The organism is Exiguobacterium sp. s22, assembly GCF_018617455.1.
Classification (GTDB): domain Bacteria; phylum Bacillota; class Bacilli; order Exiguobacteriales; family Exiguobacteriaceae; genus Exiguobacterium.
This window is the reverse complement of record NZ_JACSKD010000004.1, coordinates 33595-55946: the sequence shown is the minus strand read 5'-3', so window position 1 is coordinate 55946 and position 22352 is coordinate 33595. Positions and strand designations below refer to the sequence as shown.

Annotated in this window: 21 protein-coding genes; 3 read left to right on the top strand and 18 right to left on the bottom strand. The window is 48.5% G+C overall.

All coding sequences use genetic code 11. The annotated features are described in order from the left end of the window. Position 1: 1 nt before the first annotated feature. The gene (locus KNO94_RS08330) at positions 2-382 is read left to right on the top strand and encodes a truncated hemoglobin (protein ID WP_214739375.1); all 381 of its coding nucleotides are present in this window, start codon (positions 2-4) and stop codon (positions 380-382) included. Positions 383-437: 55 nt separating this feature from the next. Then, positions 438-827 (top strand): hypothetical protein, encoded by a 390-nt coding sequence (locus KNO94_RS08325; RefSeq protein WP_214739373.1) that lies wholly within the window; start codon positions 438-440, stop codon positions 825-827. A 30-nt stretch (positions 828-857) separates the two neighbouring features. Here the strand turns inward: KNO94_RS08325 and KNO94_RS08320 are convergent, their stop codons facing one another. From KNO94_RS08320 to KNO94_RS08245, 16 genes are all read right to left on the bottom strand, one after another. Next, positions 858-1268, bottom strand: a complete 411-nt coding sequence (locus KNO94_RS08320; RefSeq protein ID WP_214739371.1) for a hypothetical protein — start codon at positions 1266-1268, stop codon at positions 858-860. A 129-nt stretch (positions 1269-1397) separates the two neighbouring features. Next, on the bottom strand, positions 1398-4466 hold the full coding sequence (locus KNO94_RS08315; RefSeq protein WP_214739369.1) for an efflux RND transporter permease subunit: 3069 nt from the start codon (positions 4464-4466) through the stop codon (positions 1398-1400). Positions 4467-4553: 87 nt separating this feature from the next. Further along, positions 4554-5024, bottom strand: coding sequence for a competence protein ComK (locus KNO94_RS08310; protein WP_214739367.1), 471 nt, complete (start codon positions 5022-5024; stop codon positions 4554-4556). Between the two features lie 127 nt (positions 5025-5151). Further along, the gene (locus tag KNO94_RS08305; protein ID WP_251125889.1) at positions 5152-6492 is read right to left on the bottom strand and encodes a sensor histidine kinase; all 1341 of its coding nucleotides are present in this window, start codon (positions 6490-6492) and stop codon (positions 5152-5154) included. Positions 6493-6518: 26 nt separating this feature from the next. After that, positions 6519-7181: a response regulator transcription factor gene (locus KNO94_RS08300; RefSeq protein ID WP_015880954.1), complete on the bottom strand. Its 663-nt coding sequence runs from the start codon at positions 7179-7181 to the stop codon at positions 6519-6521. An 894-nt stretch (positions 7182-8075) separates the two neighbouring features. After that, on the bottom strand, positions 8076-8282 hold the full coding sequence (copZ, locus tag KNO94_RS08295; RefSeq protein WP_015880952.1) for a copper chaperone CopZ: 207 nt from the start codon (positions 8280-8282) through the stop codon (positions 8076-8078). After that, positions 8279-10390 (bottom strand): heavy metal translocating P-type ATPase, encoded by a 2112-nt coding sequence (locus KNO94_RS08290; protein ID WP_214778807.1) that lies wholly within the window; start codon positions 10388-10390, stop codon positions 8279-8281. Before KNO94_RS08290 ends, copZ begins: the two co-directional genes overlap by 4 nt. Before the next feature lie 11 nt (positions 10391-10401). Next, entirely contained in the window at positions 10402-10704 is a 303-nt protein-coding gene (locus KNO94_RS08285; protein WP_214739359.1) for a metal-sensitive transcriptional regulator, read from the bottom strand. 91 nt (positions 10705-10795) lie between these two features. Beyond that, positions 10796-12343 carry a long-chain-fatty-acid--CoA ligase gene (locus tag KNO94_RS08280; protein WP_214778806.1) on the bottom strand — a complete coding sequence of 516 codons (1548 nt, stop codon included), beginning with the start codon at positions 12341-12343 and terminating at the stop codon, positions 10796-10798. A 100-nt stretch (positions 12344-12443) separates the two neighbouring features. Next, on the bottom strand, positions 12444-12917 hold the full coding sequence (locus KNO94_RS08275; protein WP_214778805.1) for a PTS sugar transporter subunit IIA: 474 nt from the start codon (positions 12915-12917) through the stop codon (positions 12444-12446). A 146-nt stretch (positions 12918-13063) separates the two neighbouring features. Then, on the bottom strand, positions 13064-14053 hold the full coding sequence (gene lplA / locus KNO94_RS08270; protein ID WP_015880947.1) for a lipoate--protein ligase: 990 nt from the start codon (positions 14051-14053) through the stop codon (positions 13064-13066). A 71-nt stretch (positions 14054-14124) separates the two neighbouring features. Further along, a complete protein-coding gene (locus KNO94_RS08265) occupies positions 14125-15012 on the bottom strand; it encodes a Cof-type HAD-IIB family hydrolase (RefSeq protein WP_214778804.1) in 888 nt (295 codons plus the stop codon). An 80-nt stretch (positions 15013-15092) separates the two neighbouring features. After that, positions 15093-16484, bottom strand: coding sequence for a protoporphyrinogen oxidase (hemG, locus tag KNO94_RS08260; RefSeq protein ID WP_214778803.1), 1392 nt, complete (start codon positions 16482-16484; stop codon positions 15093-15095). Further along, positions 16477-17406, bottom strand: coding sequence for a ferrochelatase (gene hemH, locus KNO94_RS08255; protein ID WP_214778802.1), 930 nt, complete (start codon positions 17404-17406; stop codon positions 16477-16479). The genes hemG and hemH overlap by 8 nt, the downstream gene beginning before the upstream one ends. 2 nt (positions 17407-17408) lie before the next feature. Continuing rightward, entirely contained in the window at positions 17409-18452 is a 1044-nt protein-coding gene (gene hemE / locus KNO94_RS08250; protein WP_214739345.1) for a uroporphyrinogen decarboxylase, read from the bottom strand. Between the two features lie 116 nt (positions 18453-18568). Beyond that, positions 18569-18874: a MerR family transcriptional regulator gene (locus KNO94_RS08245; protein ID WP_074032630.1), complete on the bottom strand. Its 306-nt coding sequence runs from the start codon at positions 18872-18874 to the stop codon at positions 18569-18571. A gap of 121 nt (positions 18875-18995) precedes the next feature. On the opposite strand from KNO94_RS08245, the gene KNO94_RS08240 reads away from it, so the two are divergent. After that, positions 18996-20300, top strand: coding sequence for an ammonium transporter (locus KNO94_RS08240; RefSeq protein ID WP_251125888.1), 1305 nt, complete (start codon positions 18996-18998; stop codon positions 20298-20300). Between the two features lie 171 nt (positions 20301-20471). Here KNO94_RS08240 and KNO94_RS08235 read toward each other — a convergent pair whose 3' ends face one another. Both KNO94_RS08235 and KNO94_RS08230 read right to left on the bottom strand, forming a co-directional pair. Next, a complete protein-coding gene (locus tag KNO94_RS08235; RefSeq protein WP_214778799.1) occupies positions 20472-21605 on the bottom strand; it encodes an ABC transporter permease in 1134 nt (377 codons plus the stop codon). Further along, positions 21602-22339, bottom strand: a complete 738-nt coding sequence (locus tag KNO94_RS08230) for an ABC transporter ATP-binding protein (RefSeq protein WP_214778798.1) — start codon at positions 22337-22339, stop codon at positions 21602-21604. The genes KNO94_RS08235 and KNO94_RS08230 overlap by 4 nt, the downstream gene beginning before the upstream one ends. Between the last annotated feature and the right edge of the window lie 13 nt (positions 22340-22352).

Here is a 22352-nt window from a genome sequence, read left to right as displayed (position 1 = left end):
TGTGAGTGCATATGAACAATTCGGAGGCGAACGTGGCGTGCAACAACTCGTTGACGCGTTTTATGACCTCGTCTATACCGACCCGATTTTACTTCCGTTATTTCCGGAAGACAAAGATCGAGTGAAACAGCATCAATTTGAATTTTTAACACAGTTGCTCGGTGGTCCAAAACTATATTCAGAACGTCGCGGTGGCGGAAACTTAGCGATGATTCATCATGAACATCCGATTTCTGAAACACACGCAGGTCATTGGCTCGGGTGTATGGAGCAAGCGCTCAAGACGGTGGATGCTCCAGAATCCATTAAACGTCAGCTGTTCCAACGATTGATTATGTCTTCTTCTAACGTTGTCCGTGTTTGCTCGCATCATTTTGAGTAGTCACAACTTTAAAAAGTGGGTATGATAGGAAAGTAAGTAAAGGAGGTCGTTTCACATGACAGAAGAAGAAAAAAAAGAAGTCGTTTCATCTGAAGAAGAGGAAACGGAAGAAAAAGAAGAAACGGTAGTCCTCGCCGATGCGCTTGATGAAGCAAACGAAGCAGCTGAAGCAGAAGAAGATGAGGACGATGATGAGGACCAGCCAGAAGAGAAGAATATGGACCACATCAAAGGCGTCTTCAACTACGACCATGAAAACGGTCGTGAATACCGTGTCGTCTTTTACAACGATCGCAAAAACTTAGTATTCCGTGAACTCGGTAATGGCAAAGTCGAATTTGTCGGCCGCTTCTCGGACGATGCATATGATGAAGAAAATGAGGCAGAAATGCGTGAACTCGGGCAACGTGAACTCGAGCGTATTCTCGCTGAACGCTTCAAATAAAAAAATCGCCGAATTTTCGGCGATTTTTTTTTAGTTCTTCTTATTTCGTTTCTTTTTACGAAGTGCATAGGCAACGCCGGCAATCCCACCGACCACCGCAAGTCCAGCAACGACTGGAACGAGCACTCGTTTCGTTGGAATCATCTCTTTCACACGCTCATATGGCGTTGGCGTTGAGAACTCAAGTTGTACGGCTGAATCACCATGTCCATGAGCACGTGCCTTGCGCGATGCGTCTGTGACGACAACGCGCCCCGTCGTCCAACGTCGATTGCCGTATTCGTCCACATATGGTCGACGTACACGCTTCACATCGCGTACCATTTTCCCTCGAGCACGATCTGGTCGAACGACACGCTCACTCGACCACGAGCGGCTCCCCGTCACACTATATGCAGGGCGTACTTTCCGGCGATTGAGCCAAGTATATGAATCGTTCATCTTCAATTCCCTCCCATACTGTTCAAAACCTCTCTTCTAATTATACCCATACAACATCACCCAAAACATGTGACAAATGGTTCAAAAAAAAGATGTGACACCATTTAGGCGTCACATCTTCACTCTTCATTATTCTGTAAATGGTTTGTCCTTATGACGACGTTTCGCCAAAATCAAGTAGTATGCCGGCACAAGGATTAGCGTCAGAACCGTCGAGAACAAGATTCCTGATACGATTCCAATCGCAAGCGGTTTAAAGAGCGGGTCATCACCCAATGCGACAGGCAAGAGGGCAACGACTGCCGTGAGTGCCGTCAAGAGAATCGGACGAATCCGAGCTCGACCTGCTTCGTATACGGCGGTCGTGACCGCTAGTCCGTCGCGAATTCGCTGTTCAATGAATTCGAACAAGACGACCGCGTTTCGAACGACGATTCCCGCGAGTGAAACCATCCCCATCGATGCCATGAAACTGAACGGTGTCTGTGTCACGAACAATCCAACGACCGCTCCAGCGATTGCGAGATAGATGGTGAACAAGACAAGTAACGGCAACGAGAGTGAGTTGAACTGGAATGCGATGATCAAGTAAATCAAGAACAAGACGACGACGAACAATGTCGCAAGTTCTAAGAAGAACTCGTTCTGCGTGTCGCTCGCCCCGGACTGATCGAACGTGATGCCTTCATCTTCTAGTCCAGACTTCGCATCATCCAACACCTTCTCGACATCTTGTTTAAACGTCTCTTCATCCATGCCTTCGCTCGCATAGATTTGGAGTGTGACCGAACGTTCCCCGTTCTCACGAGGAATCTGCTGAATTTGCTCCGTTTTTGTTTCCGCCACAAACGTGCTGAGCGGTGCAACCGGAGGTCCTGCTTCTGTTTCGACAGGAACCAAAATCTCGTCAAGGGCGAGTGCCTCACGGTTCGCCTCTGCATCAATGACGATTTTCACGTCACGTTGTTCCACACCGTCATCAAATGTCCCAATCGGAACTCCGTCTGTGACGAGACGAATTTGGTCACTGATCGTTTTAGCTGTCACGCCGGCCCGTGCCATTTCTTCACGATTTAATTCGTATGTGAGTGTTTGGAACGGTTCTTTAATATTATCGAGGACGATGGCCCCGTCAATTTCTTCAAGGTCGGCCTTCACTTGGTCACGTGCAGCCACGAGTTGATCAATCGTTTCGCTGCGCATCGTGAACTCAACAGGTGCCGATGCCGGCGGTCCTTGTTGTTGCGTATCTAAGAAGATTTCGGCGTCCGGATAGTCTTCACGCAACACGTTCGTATACTTATCAATCAATTCGATGGCATCGATTGATTCGTTGTCAACACGAACGACCACTTGTCCTGTGTTTTCACCAGATTGATCGAGTCCACCCGTGAATAAACCAGGGAGACCTCCTCCGGCGAAGACGGATGTTTCCACGACACCCTCTTCTTCTTTGAATCTCGCTTCAATTTCTTCAAGACGTGCCTCCGTCTCTTCCAAATCGGTTTGAACGGGGAAGGTCACGCTCGTCACGACTTCTGGGCGGTTCGCCGCCGGGAAGAACTCAAACGGCGTGAGTAAAATCAAACCGTACAATGCAGTCGTGATGACAAACCCGACAATCCCGAACGTCCATGGACGCTTCGCGACGCTCGGTAAGAGACGGTCAGCATAGAAATTACTGAGTCGGTTGAGCGGTCCACCGAGCCAACCCGGTTCACGTTTTGAGACTTTCACTTCTTTACGATTCAAACGATACTGTGCAATCGGTACGAGCGTCAAACTGATGACCATTGAGGCCAATACGGAGAGCGCAAGAACCGTCGGTAAGGCACGAATGAAGTTTCCGTTTGCGCCTGACAATAAAGTGAGTGGAAGGAAGGCGAAGACGACCGCGAGTGTCGACGTGACAATCGAGCCCCACACTTCTTTCGTTCCTCGTACCGCTCCAAGCATGGCCGAGTCTCCGTTACGATACCGTCGCAAGATGTTATCGTTGACGACAATTGCATCATCAACCAAGATCCCTAAGGCGATGATTGCCCCGATAATCGAGATTTGGTTCAAGTCAACTCCGGTAAACTGTAATGGAATCAAAGCAATCAAGAACGACAACGGAATTGCCAGACTGACGATGAGTGAACCAGAGAACGTGAGTCCAATCGTTGTCACGGCGATAACCGCAATGATGGCGACAATGAATTCACGAGTCAATGACGAGAAGATTGCATCGACCGCTTTTGCCTGTTCATAATACGGAACAAGTTCAAAACCTTCTAAGTCTCCAAGGCCATCTTCGACTACCTCGTTGACACGATCTTGCATCGTTGGAATATCCAGACCCGATTCAATCGGAACTGTAATCGAAACAGCCGGCTTTCCGTCTAATGAAACGAGATCGGTTTCACTTTTCGCTGTCTCTTCGACCGTACCAACATCTGCAAGTAAAACAGGTTCCCCGTTGAATGAACCGACAATGACTTGTTCCATATCGTCTACATTCGTCAAGTTATCGATCGCTAGTTGATAAATTCCCTCTTCAGTCGATTGACGACCGAGTGGTGTTGTCTTGTATTCTTCGTTAATGGCTGTCAATACATCAGGGAAGGCAAGTTGACGTGAGCTCAACTCTTCAGAGTCGAGTGACACGACATACTCCTGTTCTGGCAATCCTTTGATGTTGACCCCTGTCACGCCGTCTGTTCGCAGAAGCTTCGATTCTAGTTGTTCGATCTCTGCTCGAACATCCTCGAATGAATCACGATCATCCGCTGTCAATAAGTACGATGCGACCGGTAATTGGCCAAGTGAATCGTTGACCGTTGGCGCGAGCGCATTTTCTGGAAGTTTAGGTGTCGCGTCAGACAAGGCTTGACGCACGTTCGCCTGGAACTCTGCCTGATCGGTTCCATCGGCGTACTCCACCGTGATGTTTGAGAACTCTGAAGCCGAAATCGACGTCACGTTCTCTACCCCTTCTAGACTACGTAGTTCTTCTTCTAATACACCGGTAACGTTTCGTTCCACCGTCTCTGCTGTCGCACCAGGATAAGGTGTTTGAACGAGTACGATATTGATCCCGGTTTCCGGAATCTCACGTTTAGGGAGCTGGAAGAAGGTCAGCACACCCACGACGACTGCGACGAGAAGAAACACGATGACCAGTTTCCCTCGCTCAATCATTTTTTCAAAAAACATAAAAAACCCCTCGCTTTCGGAAGATGTGCAAATACACATATGATATCTCTTCTTCATCATAGAGGGGTTTATGATTGAATTCAATCCTTAAGCGTGTTGCAATGTGCTGTCATGGAAACGTTTTTGAAAAGCGTATGATAATTCGATTGACCGTTGCTTTTGTCTCGATACTGTATGGTCGGATACGTGAACCTTGACCGATTCACCTGTCAAAAATTGAATGAGTGTCTCTTTTCCATCTTTCTTGATGGCCGTCACATGCTGAAAATTAATCCATGCGCAGTCTGGACTTTCCTTTGCAATTGTCGGAAAGAAGACAGCATCCGCATGCCAATCCATCACGACCGGTGTCTTTCGATGTGGTCCGAGGACATGTCGTGCCGCTTCGATTCGACCTTGTATGCTCGAACCATAGTACAGGCATGCATGCTCTAATAAATCGATCGGTGACCCTTTCATGCGCATGACTCCCTCTGGCTGATACACAAGTGTCTCGGCTTCGCCAAACTCATTAAATACAGGAATTAAAGCTCGCGTTTCATTGGTCAATCTACTCATCTTTTCATCCCCCATAACGTATATAATGGCTTACATGACATTCATACCAGGATTTCTACTTGGTCGCAAACGAGCTTTCATCTATTTCCCACGAAAAAACCAGCCGTTTCCTGGCTGGTTTTGAAGATTAAGCATTAGATTTTAAAGATTGGTTCGGTTTGAGTCGCGGAAAGTAAAATCGTACAGCTGTTCCGTCTCCTGTATTCCGTAAAGACACTTCTCCTGTGTGAAGCGTCACAATTCGCTGGACAATGAACAGACCGAGTCCGAACTTCCCTTGTTTCCCTCTTGAGAACTGATGGAATAAATCTAAACTCTCATCCACCGGTGGTCCGTCGTTAAAGATGATGATTTCCACACCGGACTCATCTCTTTTTAGGTCAATCCGGATGCACGTCTCTGCATAACGTAGCGCGTTATCTAGGACGTTTTCAAACGCAACCCGGATTTGTTCTCCGTCACCAAGCATCTCGCCACCTTCACCGTTGATTTCCCAATCGAGCTCACCTCTTAGTTTAAACCGTGCGACGAGCAGTTCCATCAACTTGTCGAGGTTGATTGGTTCGAGTTTCGTTTCCTGTCCCTTGAAATATTCTAGTTTTGTGACGTACAACAAGTCGACGACTTTCTTTTCGAGTCGAGATGCCTCTTCATCAATGACTTCAGAAGAACCTTTTAAGTCCCCCGTCGGATAAATACCATCGCCGATTGATTGGGCGTATCCACGAATGACCATGATCGGTGTCTTTAAATCGTGCGATATATTTTGAAGCAACGCTTGTTGCGCCAAATCCTGCTCTTTTAATTCCTTACGCATGGCATCAATCGAATGGGCCAACTGACCGAGCTCATCTTGACGATCTAACGGCAAGGCCGTCTCCCACTGGCGATTTGAAATTTTCTCGACGGCTCGTTCCATCTCTACGATTGGTTTTGTCAATTGACGTGACATCAGCAAGGCCGGAATCAGTGACAAGAGGCTGATGATCCCAATTAGAATCGATATTCGCCAATATAATGTCGACACCAGTTCACGACGATAAGCATCCCAGGCGTAAGAGGCCTGATACACGATCGTTCCATCGTATTCATTTTGACGAATGATGTAATAGACGTCTTCCCCGTCAATCGTCGTCTGGTACCGTTCGACTTGTCCGTTTTGATTTAGCGCCTCCTGATACATTCGGTTCGTCAATTCAAGCGGTGCCGATCCGTAGATGATTCGTCCGTTCGGGAGAAAAATCAATTGGTTGACCGAACGGGACTCTTGTTGGCGTCGGTCATACTCAATCGGATTTTGGGGATAGTTTTCTAGCTCATTCGTATTCCCTAAATAATAGTCCACATCTCGTAACGTCTCATACACTTGCTCATCGATGAATTGGGTAATGGATGAGCGGACTGTGATCAAAATCATGAGCGCGAGCGTCACGATAATGAGTAAGATGAGTACCCAAATCTTCCACATGAGACGTTTCGGTTTAAGCGCGTTCATCATGGTCTGACGAGACGGTAGCCGATACCGTAAAGCGTTTCGAGCTCAAGGCGATGCAATTTCTTTCGGACACGACGCACCAAATCATCGACGACGCGATCCGATCCGAAGTAATCGTTCCCCCAAACGCCTTCTAAAATCTGCTCACGAGACAAGGCGGAGCCAGGATGTTCGAGGAAGAGAAGAAGTAAATCAAATTCTTTCGAAGTCAAATCAATCTCTTCGTCTCCGTGCTTGATCAGACGTTTATCCGGATAAATGGTGTACTCGCCGTATTCGATATGCTCGTTCGACTTCGAACCATAGACCCGATCAATCAATTTTTTGACACGGATGACAAGTTCCCTTGGAAGGAACGGTTTGGCGATGTAGTCATCCGAACCCATCTCAAGTCCGATGATTTTGTCGATGTCTTCATCACGCGCCGAGATGAAAATCGTCGGCGTATTCGCATTCACGGCTTTAATTTGTTTTAACAGTTGGAACCCGTCTAAGTCCGGTAACATGATATCGAGCACCCATAAATCCGGTTGGTCCGGAATCGCTTCTTGTGCAGATGTCCCGTCCGCAAATGAGCGAACGTTATACCCTTCTTGTTCTAGATACGTGACGAGCATTTTGTTTAAGTTTGCTTCATCGTCGACTAAGTAGATTGTATACATTCAAGTCACCTCAACACGTTTTTTCTCATCATATCAAACAATTGTCGTGAAATGATGGGAAAGAAATGAAGTCAAAGAAAAAAGAAGGCAACGAAATCGCCCCTTCTTCAGCGTACTGAATTTGTTCGTAACTGTTGCGTCAAAAATGCCGCGCCCCCACTAATCAACGCCAACACTCCACTGATCATGATCAATTCCATGATGTTCGCCTCCCGTTGATACCGATTCTCATTATCAACTTAAATATAGCATATATCTAATCCAGTGAATACCACAAAAAAAAGTCCCGATTTCACTCGGGACTTCAGACTGTAGACAAAGTATAGGTCTTATGCCCAATCCGGACACGGCTCGCTTTCCTAGGGGCAAGCAGGGAGCCGCATCGCGACTTCGTCACTGCTGGGTCTCCCTTTGCTTGCTATTCCCTCAGGAGTCTCGCCTGCCCGTTCTTGGTTACCTTTTGTCCTCCGTCCCATATAATGGTGTGAGAAGAACACACAGGGGGCGCATCTAAGGATCAACAAGTCGACACGATCCATCCTTCGCGGTCTGACAAACGGAACGGATGTTGAACGGCGGCCCGAGGCGGATGATCTCGGCGTCTACCTTCCCTTCCCCCTGATACATCGATTCGAAGTAAGTATCGAGCTTTTTCTTCGGCCGTCGTGGCCTTAGAAAAAGACAAACGGCCGCCAGATGACGACCGTTTGCGTTGCTCGCCCGACGGCGCCCCGACTCCTGCAGGAAAGCAATCCGACGGAGACCCCGCAGCGACCTAGGTCGCGATGCGGCTCCGGGATTGCCTGCGGAAAGCGTGGGCGCCGGAAGGACGAGTTCGAACATGTTATTTGTCAACAAGCTGAAGTCCCGATTTCACTCGGGACTTATGCATCGTTATGCTTTTACATCGTATCCTTGCTCTTCGACTGCCTCCACCATCGCTTCAAGTGAGACAGAATCTTGATGAATTACGTCAACTCGATGCTCCTGAAGTGATACCGTCGCTGATTCGACGCCATTCAATTCATTTAATGCTCCCTCAACGGCAGCTTTGCAGTGATTGCATGTCATACCTTCCACTGTTAACGTTGTTTCTTTCATGATGATGATCCTCCTTGTGTTTTTAATCGTAATGCGTTCAAGACGACGGACACCGAACTGAACGCCATCGCCGCTCCGGCAATCCATGGGGCGAGTAACCCTGCTGCAGCGACCGGGATGCCAAGACTGTTATAGGCGAGTGCCCAGAATAAGTTTTGACGAATGTTCTTCATCGTCAACCGGCTCATCGTCAATGCCCGGTTCACCCCTTCAATGTCTTGCCCTACAATTGTAACATCCGCCGCCTCGAGTGCGACATCCGTACCACTTCCGAATGCAATCCCGACGTCCGCTACGGCAAGCGCCGGCGCGTCGTTCATCCCGTCCCCTACCATGGCGACGCGACCTGATTGTTTTAAGCGTTCAATTTGGTCCGCCTTTTCAACCGGAAGGACTTCGGCAATGACTTGATGATGAGGGATGCCAAGTTCGTCGGCAATCGCGTAGGCGACTTCTTTCCGATCACCCGTCAAGACATACACGTCACGCGTTTGGCTAAGGGCTTGCACGACTTCACGACTTTTCGGTTTCAATTGATCTTGTAGCCCGAACGCCGCGACAATTCCGCTCTCATCCGCAACGTAGACCGGGGTCATCGCCCGCATCGACCAATCTGGCAAGTTGTGTCCGAGCTCTTCCATCATTCGAACAGACCCGATGATGAGTTCTTTCCCATCAACGACCGCCTTAACACCTCGTCCGGCCAATTCTTCCACTTTCGTCACGACGCCGTCGCCGACTTCCCGACCGATAGCAGCTGCCAAGGGATGCGTCGATTGACGTTCCGCCATAACGGCACGACGGAGCGTTGCTTCATCTCCGAATGTTTCCACCACTTCCGGCGTTCCGTTCGTCAATGTCCCTGTCTTATCAAAAACGACGATGTTTGCTTCATTGAGTGATTCGAGTTGCCCCCCACCTTTGAACAACACACCTTGTTCTGCCGCCCGTCCTGTCCCGACCATGATCGATGTCGGCGTTGCCAAACCGAGGGCACACGGACAGGCGATGACAAGTACGGCAATCGATGCCCGAATGGCCGTATCGATATCATTTAATAGGAATGCCCAGACCACGAACGTAAGGGCACTGATGGCAACGACGATCGGTACGAAGACACCCGAGATGCGGTCAGCCTGACGTTGAATCGGCGCCTTATCCGTTTGTGCCTGTTCGACGACACGTACGATTTGAGCGAGCATCGTCTCTTTCCCGACTCGTTCTGCTCGCATCAGGATTCGGTGGGACTGGTTGATCGTTCCGCCGACGACTTCAGCATCGATTGTTTTCTCAGCAGGAATCGATTCTCCAGTCAACATCGATTCATCGATGACCGTCTCTCCCTCGATGATTCGTCCATCAACCGGAATCTTTTCTCCCGGACGGACGACGAGAACGTCTCCTACTTTGACGAGTTCAACAGCGACAGACCGTTCTTCACCGTCAACAAAGAGGATAGCCTCTTTCGCCTGAAGCGATAAGAGTGATTTTAACGCATCGGTCGTCTTCTCTTTCGCTCGTCCTTCTAACCACTTCCCGAGTAAGACGAGCGTGATGAGGACGGCACTCGTCTCAAAGTAGAGATGCGGATTCATCGGGTGCACAATCATTTCAAAAATAGAATAAAAGTATGCGGCCGATGTCCCCGTCGCGACGAGCACATCCATATTGGCCGAGCCGCTCTTCAAGCTCTTATAGGCCCCTTGATAAAACTGCGCCCCGATCCAAAACTGGACGGGTGTTGCTAGGGCGAATTGCCACCATGGGTTCATCAGCCACGGTGCCTGAAATCCGAGTCCAGGTATATGCGTCAACATGACGAGGAGTAATGGTGCCGACAACAGTGCAGAGATTATCACTTTCCGCTGTAATGGACGTAAGTCATGCGGCGGTGCCATCTCTACTTTCGGCTCGGCTCCATATCCGATTTTTTCGATTCGCGCGATTAGTTCTTCTTCTGTAATGCCTTCATCGACACGAATCGTTGCCGTCTCGAGCGGAAGGTTCACCGTCGCTTCCACTCCGTCCATCTTGTTCAACACTTTTTCAATCCGTGCCGAACAAGCCGCACAGGTCATGCCTTGTATGGATAACTCAACGGTTTTCATGACATCCCTCCTTATTTTTTGATGCGGCTGACGATTGTCATCAATTCATCAATGTAAGGTTCCATGTTTTCCGTCTCGCTTGCATGAACCAAACACTTGCGCATATGACGTTCTAACAGTTGCATCTCGACTTGCTTCAGAGCGGCCTGAATGGCTGACGTCTGTGTCAAAATATCGACACAATAGCGGTCGTTCTCGACCATCTTTTGAATCCCCCGAACCTGTCCTTCGATTCGTTTTAGACGTTTCCCGAGTGCCTCCCGCTCAGCATCATCACGCGGAACGAGTGGTTGGTCATGCAAAAATTCATCCATGTTGATCACCTCACTATCAATATACCCCTACCCCGTAATAGTGTCAAATGAAAAGAATATAAAAGAGCGACACGAGGTCGCCCTTCTCTACTCAACTATTTTGGAATGCTTCACTCTTCAAGACCGTTCGTAAAATCTTACCGGTCGTATTTCGTGGAAGCTCTTCGATTATTTCGATGTAGGTCGGTTGTTTATATTTCGCCAACTTCGTTTTTGTATAGGCGAGGATATCCTCCTTCGTCACCCCTTCATGTTTCGTGACGACGAATGCCTTTACCGCTTCCCCTTGTTCCGCGTCCGGCACACCGATAACTGCGGCTTCTACGATTTCAGGATGTTGGTAGAGGACCTCTTCTACCTCACGAGGGTATACGTTATAGCCTCCAACGATGACCATATCTTTTTTCCGATCGACAATATAAAAGTAACCATCCTCGTCACGGCGCGCCAAATCACCCGTATAGAGCCATCCGTCCCGAAGTGTCATCATCGTCTCTTCCGGTAATTTGTAATATCCTTTCATGACGTTCGGTCCTCGTACGATCAATTCCCCGACTTCACCGACGCCGACTTCTTCCCCAAGCTCGTCGACGACTTTGTTTTCGACATGAACGATTGAAGGACCGATCGACCCAGCTTTGCGCTCCCCATGAAGTGGGTTAAAGCAAGTAACCGGTGACGCCTCAGACAAACCATAGCCCTCTAGAATTTTACACTCAAATGTTTTTTCAAACGACTCAAGCAATTGAACGGGCAAACTCGCCCCTCCCGAAACAAATACACGAACATGTTTCAACGCAGACGTATACGCCGGCACTTTCATCGCGGTCTGAAGCAAGAAGTTATACATCGTCGGCACTCCTGCAAAGAACGTCACGCGATGTTTCGGTACTAAGTCAAACACGTCCTGTGGTGAAAATTTCGGTAAGATGACAATCGTCGCCCCACGAAGGAGTGGTGCATTCACAATGACCGTCAAACAGAAGACGTGGAACATCGGCAATGCCGCTAACGCTTTATCCTCTGGTGTGATGTCCAAATACTCCCCGATGGAATGCGCATTTGAGAACAGGTTCTGGTGCGTCAATAATGCGCCCTTCGGCTTCCCGGTCGTCCCACTCGTATAGAGGATGACGGCGACTTCATCTTCGTCCACTTCGATCAATGTCCCTTCTGATTCAGCAAACGCTTCTGCGAATGGGATGAATTCTATTTCGCCATCACGTTTCAACGCCGGAACATCAGCATATGGAACAGAAATCACGAGTTTCAATTGTGGCAATTTCGAGAGTGCCGCCTCCGCCTGTGCGACGAGCGGTGACAACCCAACGATTCCTTTGACGTCCCCATCGAGAAGAATGTAGGCCATTTCATCTGGCGTGTATGTAGGGTTGATCGGAATGACGACCCCTCCACGTGACAAGACGGCAAAGTATGCAATCAAGAACGCAGGACTGTTACCGAGTACGAGAGCGACATGATCGCCTTGTCCGATCCCTTTTTTTTCAAGTGTCGATGCCATCGCCTTGATTTGCCCATAAAACTGTCCGTAACTCACCGTGTCTTCCCCAAACACGTACGCCGCTTTCTGCGGGTGAGTGGCCACTACTTCTTGTAGTGACTTGACTAAGTTTGCCATGGTAATCCCCCTTTAAATGAATGATGATTCACTTTTGAGCCATAAAAAAGAGCACGTTGTCCGCGCTCTTTTCAATTACTTCTATTGTACATGAAATGTTTCAATAAGAAAACGCTTCCAAAAAGTTCGTCTGCAAATGGAATAGTCCGGCACGACTTTGTATCTGCACGAGTGCCTGAAGCGCTTCATCATCCATAAGCAAATCATCAATCAATTTATGATACGTCTGTTTTTTCATTTCTGTCGTAGCCGTAATCAATAACATGACTTTCGCATAAATCGATTCTCCCGTGATCGTTTTTACTTCACATGGGTTCAACAAATGAAGAAGGGAAATGCCATCTTGCTTCGCTATGGAGACGGGAACATCAATGACCGCAATCGGCTCGGCCACATCACTTACGCCCGACGGCATGATTGTTTCTTGATCGAGAACGACTCGCGTAAATGAAGAATCGACAATCTTTTTTCGTTCTAACTCTAGTCCAATCGCCTTAACAGCCCGTTCAAACGTCGATTGTTCCGTCACCCACATCCGACTCGGATCCATCCAATCACTGAGCCTTCGATACATAGTGATTCCTCCTATTTTTCATCAGCCTCTACGAAAGCGCTTGCACAAATTATGATACGCCTTCTCCCATTGAGGTGCAATCCGTACGTTCAACGTTCACGAAACTGCCAAAAAAGACGACCTCCGCAGAGATCGTCTTCACTCTCTTAACTGATTAAATCGACTAATTCCTCGAGCTCGACATTTCCGAAGTAATGTTTCAAATCGAGTTGCATCAACTGCTCGCGGATGGCAGCACGTTCAAAACGCGTCCCAACGAGCGCTTGCTCGACGTCTTGGATGTCACCGACACCAAAGAAATCACCGTAAATCTTCGCTTCTGTGATCGTCCCTTTGTTGACGTTCAAGCGGACGTCGATTGTCCCGATTGGGAAACGACGTTTCGACTCGACGTCGAACTTCGGAGATTTTCCAAAGTTCCAGTCCCAGTTCGCATAGCGTTCTTTTGAGATATCATGGACAATTTCCCAGTCCTCGTCACGGAGCACATAACGCTCCGGCTGTTCTCCATCATAAATCGAATGAAGCAACGCCTCGACGAAATGTTCCATCTCCATCTCACGCTCTAAAAATTCAGTGATGTTTGCCACACGGCTACGGACCGACTTGATTCCTTTTGAACGCATTTTCTCTTCCGAGACGTTAAGCGAGTTCACGACCTCTTCAATGTTCGAGTTGAACATGAGCGTCCCGTGGCTGAACATGCGTCCACGCGTCGTAAATTGAGCGTTCCCACTGATTTTACGTTCTCCGACCTGGATGTCGTTACGACCTGTCAGCTCTGCCTCGACACCGAGGTTACGAAGCGCGTCCACAATCGGTTGCGTGAATTTCTTATAGTTGTTGAAGGAGTTGCCGTCATCTTTCGTGATGAAGCTGAAATTCAAGTTTCCTTCATCATGATAGACAGCCCCCCCACCAGAGAGACGTCGAACGACATCGATGCCATTCTCTTCGATGTACTTCAAGTTGACTTCTTCTGATGTGTTTTGGTTCTTCCCGATGATGATCGACGGACCGTTAATATAGAACAGGAAGTAATCTTCATGATCGACGTTCAGATGTTTAAGGATATACTCTTCAACCGCCAAGTTGATCTTCGGGTCGCGGATATCCGGATTAAAAATAAATTTCACAGTTTATTTCCTCCTAGTCGAATGTTCGTTACTCGTATTATACGAAACGAGACGAGCGCTCGACAAATCTTTTACTTCCACTCACCTGTCATCACGCGCTTCAATGCGTTCGCCACACCATACTCATCATGGCGCTCTGTGACATGGTCGCTGATGGCGATCAAGTCCTCATGGCTATTCCCCATCGCAATCCCTTTGCCGGCCACTTTGAACATCGGTACGTCGTTCAAGTTATCGCCGATGACGACGACTTCGGATAAATCGATGCCATAGTGTTCAGCGAGTTTTGTCACACCGTTCCCTTTGTCTGCACCGTGTGCCATCACTTCGATGTTGTCATTCCCTGAAGACGTGACGTACACGCCTTCGACTTGGTCTTCGATTTCTTTCCAAAGGCCGTTCATTTTCTCGAGATGACTTGAGAATGCGATGAACTTATAGACACGCCCCGCCTCTTCCCGGATAAAGGTTTCGATGTCGTCGACAATTTTGACGTCCTCATTGACGTAATAGCGATTCTTGAAGAATTCATACATTTCGAGCGAACGATCGTCACCGTTCGCTTTCAAGTTTTTCATGGATGCTTCAATCAAATCACCACGGCTCGCGACAAGTCCCGCCTCCGTATACATCTCGTAAAAGACGTCCGCATACTTATCATCTTGATGAAGCACGTCGATGACTTGTTGCGCCTCTTCGATCGTCAAATCGATTTCGTGAAGGACTTCTCCCGAAGTGTCGAGCACGCGCCCCCCATTCGACGATACGATTGGGCAAGAGAGTCCGACCTCATCTAAAATTTGTTTCGCATTGACATAGTTGCGCCCCGTGGCAATCGCAAAGCGAATCCCTGTTGCTTCTGCTTCACGAACAATCTCCGCTGTCTCATTCGCAATCTTGGTGTGGTTGTGCAAAATCGTACCGTCCATGTCTGATACAAAAAGTTTATACGTTGCCATCTTCCATCACTCCTTTTTCTCTTTCGCTTCTAACTATAACAAAAAGAAAGGGCTTCGGAACAATCCGAACCCTCCCTTCATCAAATCTCAATTTTTTCACTTAATGCCTTCACTTGTTCATGTACACTCTTCACGCAATCCGGCATCCCGATTCCATCATAGGCAATTCCGGCGAGAATGACCCCAGGATAAATTCGGCTCATTTCGGCACGGAGTGCTTTGACACGATCGGCATGAAAGACCGCATAAGGTGGTAAGCCGTCGCGTAGACGACTAACGACCGTTTGAACGGGGTCACGGTGGATATGCATGAGACCACGAAGGTCATGCAGCGCCGTCTCGATGATTTCTTCATCGGACGCCTCCACGATATCATCCGCTCCAGGGCGGCCTAAAAAGACACGGAGGACGTGATATCCTTCTGGTACGGCATGTGGCCATTTCTGGTCGATGAACGTACATGCCGTAATCGTCACGTTCGCTTCCTGACTCGTCACGAATCCCGTACCGACAAATGGAAGTTCAATATCTTCTTTTTTGAAGACTAGCGAACAGGTCGCCGTCGCATGTGGTTTCATATCTGCCAAAAAGTCACTGTCGACTTTCGGGAGGAACTGACGAATGAGGCGTGGTGGGACCGTCAATACAAGATGGTCCGTATCAATGTCTCCACGATTCGTGAAGAGACGGTATCCGTCCTCGCGCTCGGACACTTGCTCGACGGAACAGTTCAATACGATTTCCGTCCGTTCCAATCGTTCGGCCAGACGGTCCGTCAGTGATTTGAGTCCTCGTTTTAATGAAGCGAACTGACCTACTTTTTTCGCCCCGACTTCCGCGACTCGTTGTTCGGGACGTAGATGACGCATCCCTTCATATAAGTTCCCGTATTTCTTTTCTCCCTCGATGAACTGTGGGAATGTCGACATCGCACTCATTTGATCGATGTCTCCGGCATAGATGCCAGATAGCAACGGCTCAATCAAGCGGTCGACGATCGGGTCTCCGACACGCTCACGAAGATAAAGACCAAGTGAGACATCCGAGTCTGGCACTTCTACATCAGGCGGCGTCAGCAACATGTGTTTCAACGCTTCGTGCTCTTCTTCAGAAAGTAATGTCGTCTCACGAAACGCATTGACGTCGAGCGGGATCCCCATCACTGTCTGTTTTGGAATCGGATGAAGTCCGTCATGATGAAGGACGTAAGCCTGACCGACACCGTTTCGGACCAGTTCATCACCTAAACCGACATCTTCAATTAATTCCGTCATCGCAGTCTTTCGAAAAACGTAAGAATCCGGTCCACGTTCAACCGCGAATTCGCCCGTTTCATACGTATCAATCTTTCCACCGAGGCGATCGGTCGCCTCGAGCAACGTGATGGTCACGTCTTCCGGCAAATAACGCTCTGCATAAAAAGCGGCGGTGAGACCTGTGATCCCACCACCGACAATCGTGAATTTACGCATGATGTACAATCACGCTTTCCATTCGATCCGCGATGGCTTCGATGAAGCTTCGCTCTGCATTTGGCATGGCTGGACGTGCGTAATGAACGCCTAGGCGGTCACAGACGACTTTACATTCGACATCGTTGTCGAACAATACTTCGAGATGGTCTGCAACAAAGCCGACCGGCGTATAGACAAACGCCTCGTAGCCATGTTTCTCGTACAGTTCAGCCGTCAAATCTTGAACATCTGGTCCGATCCAAGGATCTGGCGTGTTCCCCTCTGACTGCCAACCGACCTCAACATTCGGTACGCCTGTCGCTTGGGCAATTTTATCCGCTGTTTCTTTCAATTGATCTGGATACGGGTCGCCCCCAGCCAAGATTTTTTCAGGAAGGCTATGTGCCGACACAATCAGACATGCTTTTTCAGCAGGTACAGGCAAGTTCGCAAACGTTTCCTTGATTGCTTCCGCCCACCAGTTAATGAATTTCGGTTCGTCATACCATGAGTCGACCGAACGAATGTCGATGCCATACTTCGCCGCTTCTTCGTGGGCACGACCGTTATATGATTTGACGCTATACGATGAGTAATGTGGTGCCAAGACAACGGATACCGCCTCTTTAATGCCGTCGTTCGCCATTTGCGCGACCGCATCTTCAACGAATGGCTCGATATGTTTCAATCCGATATACAGTTTGAACTCGATATCACCCACATGACGCTCATTCAAGATGTCACGAAGCGTCTCCGCTTGATCGATCGTGATTTTTGCGAGTGGAGATACACCACCAATCGCTTCATAGCGTTCTGTCAAATCAAGGAGCGCTTCCGGTGATGGCTTGCGTCCGTAACGAATGTGCGTATAGTAACGTTCGATATCTTCCGGCTTGTACGGTGTGCCGTACGCCATGACAAGTAGTCCGACTGTTTTCATGATCAGTTGCCTCCCATTTTTTCGCGTGAGTAGTCGTGAATGAATGCCGTCAATTTGACGAGAACGGCTGGATCGACTTCTGGGAACACCCCATGTCCCAAGTTGAAGACGTATCCTGGTTGCTTCATTCCTTCATCCAAAATTTCTTTTACCTTCTCTTCGATGACCGGCCAAGGAGCTAATAAGAATGAAGGGTCTAAGTTTCCTTGAACCGCTTTCGTGATTCCACGATCGCGCGCTTCCTGTACCGATAGGCGCCAGTCAAGCCCGACCACGTCAAGCGGAAGATCGTGCCATTCTTCGACTTGGTGACTCGCACCGACACCATGCATGATGAGTGGAATGTCGAGCGAACGCAATTCTTTGAAGATTCGTTCCGTGGTTGGTTTGATATAACGCGCATAATCTTTACGGCTGAGTGTCCCGACCCATGAATCAAACAGTTGGAACGCTTGGATGCCAGCATCCGCTTGTGCCTTCGCATAGGTGATGACCATGTCACCGAGTTTTTCCATCAACGCATTCCACACGTCCGGTTCTGCATACATGAGTGCTTTCGTGCGATGGTAGTTCCGTGAAGGACCACCTTCAATCATATAGCTTGCCAATGTGAACGGTGCGCCTGAAAAGCCGATCAGCGGTACTTCTAATCGTTCCCGAAGTAAACGGATCGTGTCGAAGACGTATGAGATATCTTCTGGGTTTAACGGTTTTAAACGTTCCACATCTTCCATTGTACGGTAGGGGTTGTCAATCACCGGACCGATTCCACTCTTAATCTCGACATCGACTCCCATTGACGGAAGTGGCGTCATAATATCCTTATAAAGAATGGCCGCGTCGACTCCGAGTTGTTTCACCGGAAGTTCCGTGACATATGCACAAAGTTCAGGATCATGCGTGATCTCGAATAGTGACCTCGTCTTTTTAATCTCTCGATATTCCGGTTGGTAGCGTCCGGCTTGGCGCATATACCAGACAGGTACATAATCTGTCGCCTCTCCTTTAAACGCTTTTAAAATAGTATCGTTCATACGTCGCGTCATTCCCCTCTAAATTTCTCCTACACTCTTTATTCTCGTGTTTGTGAACTCAAAAACATTATACAGAAATTAATTAGAATTATGCTAATGTGAAGCATTTTCATTGTGTTTTCTTTGTGTCATTTTTTTGTCGGAAATGTTCGGAAGGCAGAATTCAACTGACCGCGAATCAAATCATCACGCTGCTTCGCCGATAAACGTCGCTCGCGCTCTTTAATATCTTGGATTCGCCAACCGTCCTCTAACTTGGTCGCCACTTCTACTAAGCGCTCGACATCATGGAAAGAATATTTACGTGACCCGCCTTTCGTGCGTTCAGGAAAGACGAGACCTTTTTCTTCATAATAGCGGACCTGACGCTCAGAAAGTCCCGTCAACTCAGTCACGACGCCCATCCCGATTACTTTCTTCGATTTATAGTCCATTCGTCCTCGCCCTCCTTAATAAAAAAACTATGTCAGATAATCTGACAAATTGCAATCCAGCATGAAATTTTCGTTTTACACTGAAGTCAACTTTTAAAAAGCACCTAAGAAAAAGGAGGGCATGAACATGGAAGATATTCTTTTTTATATGGACACGCTGTATGTACTCATCGCTGCATTGCTCGTATTGACGATGCAATTAGGTTTCGGATTACTCGAGACAGGGACGCTCCGGGCGAAAAACGCCGGTCACGTCGCAGTCAAACAAATTATCAGCCTCTCTGTGGCGGCACTTGCTTTTTGGGCAGTCGGATTCGGCCTCTCATTCGGTGACGGGACAACTTGGTTCGGGACAGAAGGGTTCTTCTTAAACGGATCGTTCTCAAGCCTCGAGTGGGCAAATGTTTCAATCGACATCAAATTCTTATTCCAGTTATCATTCGTTGCAGTATCTCTCGCCATCGCGTGGGGTGGATTTGCGGAACGGGCTAAGCTTTCTGCCTACGTTCTCTTCGGTATCTTCTTCGTTGCCATCCTCTACCCGATCGTCGCACGCTCAGTGTGGGCTGGCGGAATGCTTGGTTCGATGGGGATGCAAGACTTCGCAGGTTCGGCAGTCGTTCACCTTCAAGGTGGGATGGCGGCTCTCATGGCGACTATTATCCTAAAACCACGTCGTAAGACGGAATCACTCGCTGGTCATAACCACGTGTTGACAGTCGTAGGTGGACTCGTGCTTTGGCTTTGTTGGTTCGGCTTCAATGCTGGTTCGACGATGTCGGTCGCTGACGGATTCTTTGGTTACGTGGCGTTGACTACTATGCTTGCAACAGCAGCTGGTGCACTTGGCGCCCTTGGCATCGTCATGCTCCATCGGAAAACAGCGGACATCCCGACAATCGTCAACGGTGTTCTCGGGGCACTCGTCGCCATCACGGCGGCATGTGCATTCGTGGAGCCATGGGCAGCCGTCGTCATCGGTGCAATCGCCTCGGTCGCAACATACGGAACGAGCATCTTGATGGCGAAATATGTGGATGATCCACTTTGCGCCTTCTCGGTACACGGGGTGGCCGGAATCATCGGAACACTCGCACTTGGCTTCTTCGCTTCTCCTCGACTCGTTGAAATCACAGGAATCGGTTCTGCCGGACTCTTCTACGGCGGCGGATTGACACAGCTCGGCGTACAGACACTCGGCGTCTTGATCGCAATGGTCATCGCGGGTGGTGGAAGTTACGCCTTCTTGAAACTCCTCGACGTGACAATCGGACTCCGTGTCACAGAAGAACAAGAAGATGTCGGTCTCGATATCGCAGAACACGGTGTGTCAGCATATGGTGAAGTTGAAGAAACGACAGAAAAACCTGGACGCCTTCCGAAGATTCTCGGTTCGAGCGTATCGGTCATGTCACCGAAAAGATAACTTCAAACTTTTTAATAGATGAGAGGTTGGTCACTGAACGACGGTGATCAACCTCTTTTTCTTTCCGTTTCAAGATTCCTTTCTGATTCAAAACAAAATGAAAAACGAACGAGGTTTTGTTTGAATCCCCTCGTCCGTCCATTGTTTTACGAACATCAATGAAAGATATTTTTACTTCAATCGTCTTAAATAGTAACGAATGACTACGATTGACAAGACCAATCCAACCGCTGCATCCCACGTGGCGCCGAAAGCGACAGATGCAATCACCAGAACGATAGACTGGATGACAAGTAGTCGTAGCGCCCACCACGAGTACCCTTCAATCCGCTCATCACGCGTAATCGGTAGCCAGGAAACGATGGAAACCGCCTCTAACCGTTTAAACAACGGAACGAGCTGTAACGCCGTCAATCCTACGAAAAGCGGTGTGACGAAACCGACATACCAACCTCCCGACATCCACATCACAATGAGCGCCACCACAGTCAAACGAAGAATCAAATCAAGCGAATCGTTCGAACGGATGATGCGAAGACCATACACGTAACGCGAAGCGTCCACGCGTTGGAGGACTCGCTTATCCAAAAGTCGTGTGATGAGACGGCGTTCTCGAACCTCTTCTTTTAAGGTCGGCAAATCGACGAACCAACTGATCACCCGTTCAAACTGTGCCCGACTTTTCTCTTCGAGTGCCAACCAATGTAGAAGCGGAATCCGCTCATTTCGCTTTAGATGCAAGAGAATAAAAGGAGCAAATGCTGGGATCCACGCCCACTGCGTCCAATCCATCAATAATAAGACTCCACTTCCAAGTGAAAACGGCAGGATTGTCCATTCGCGCACTCCTTCCACTTTCGCCAAACGCCCTGCAGCTGATAACAGGACCATCGTCACGACAAAAGATAACACTTCGATATTCGAATAACTCTCTGTTCGTACGAGGAGCGGTAACAAGACAAGGAGGACGAGCAATCCACGCAGTGCCGCAAAGACGAGATTAAACAAACGGACTCCAATCATATACGGTCGAATGTCCCCTAACTCCGGAAGTAAAAACACTTGGTCCGCCTCTTGAATAAACGTTCGTGGCCGATGACCGAGCGGCATGATCAACAAGACCACCGCGGCAATCCATACGCCCGGGAATGTCCCATCGATTCGTTCTAAGAAGTTGTTATAGACGAACGCCCCATAAATCAAGGTGAAGTAGAGCGTGAACAATAGTCCCCCGTTCGCAACGTAGCGACTGTACTTGACGACCTCTTCCATCCAGTTTCCGAGCCTTGCTGTAAATCGATTCATGACAATCGCTCCTCCGAAGCGATCGCTTCTACGTAAATGTCATCCAGTGTCGCCTCTGCAGATAATCGATACGTTTCACGCAACTCTGCGGCTGTTCCGCTGGCGATGACTTCACCTTGATGGAGGAACACGAAGCGATCACAGTGTCGCTCCGCTGTTTCGAGAATGTGCGTAGACATTAGAATCGCACAGTCTTGTTTATACTCATCAAACAACTGAAGCAATTGACGAATCGCTAACGGGTCAAGTCCGACAAATGGCTCATCGACAATTAAAAGGGGCGTTTTCGTCACAAGCGCACACAAAATCATCGCTTTTTGACGCATTCCTTTTGAAAAAACGGAAGGGAACCAGGCAAGTTGCTTTTCCATTCGCATTTCTTTCGCCAAACGCTTCGTACGAGCAGCCAAATCTTCCGGGTTCACATCATATGCCTTCCCCATCAATTCAATATGCTCTTGTAAGGTTAACGTCTCATATAAAATCGGCGTCTCTGGTATGTAACTCACTTTTTTACGATACTTTTTTTCTGAAGAATCTAGATTCTCTCCATCAATTTCGATTTTTCCGGATAGGGGTGACAGTAGCCCCAAAATGTGTTTGATTGTCGTCGATTTTCCAGCCCCGTTTAGCCCTATCAAACCGACGAGCTCTCCTTTTTTCACTTCAAACGAAACGTCATGCAAAACTTGTTTACCGAGGTATCCGCCGTTCAATCGATCGACGTGCAGCATGAAAACCACACCT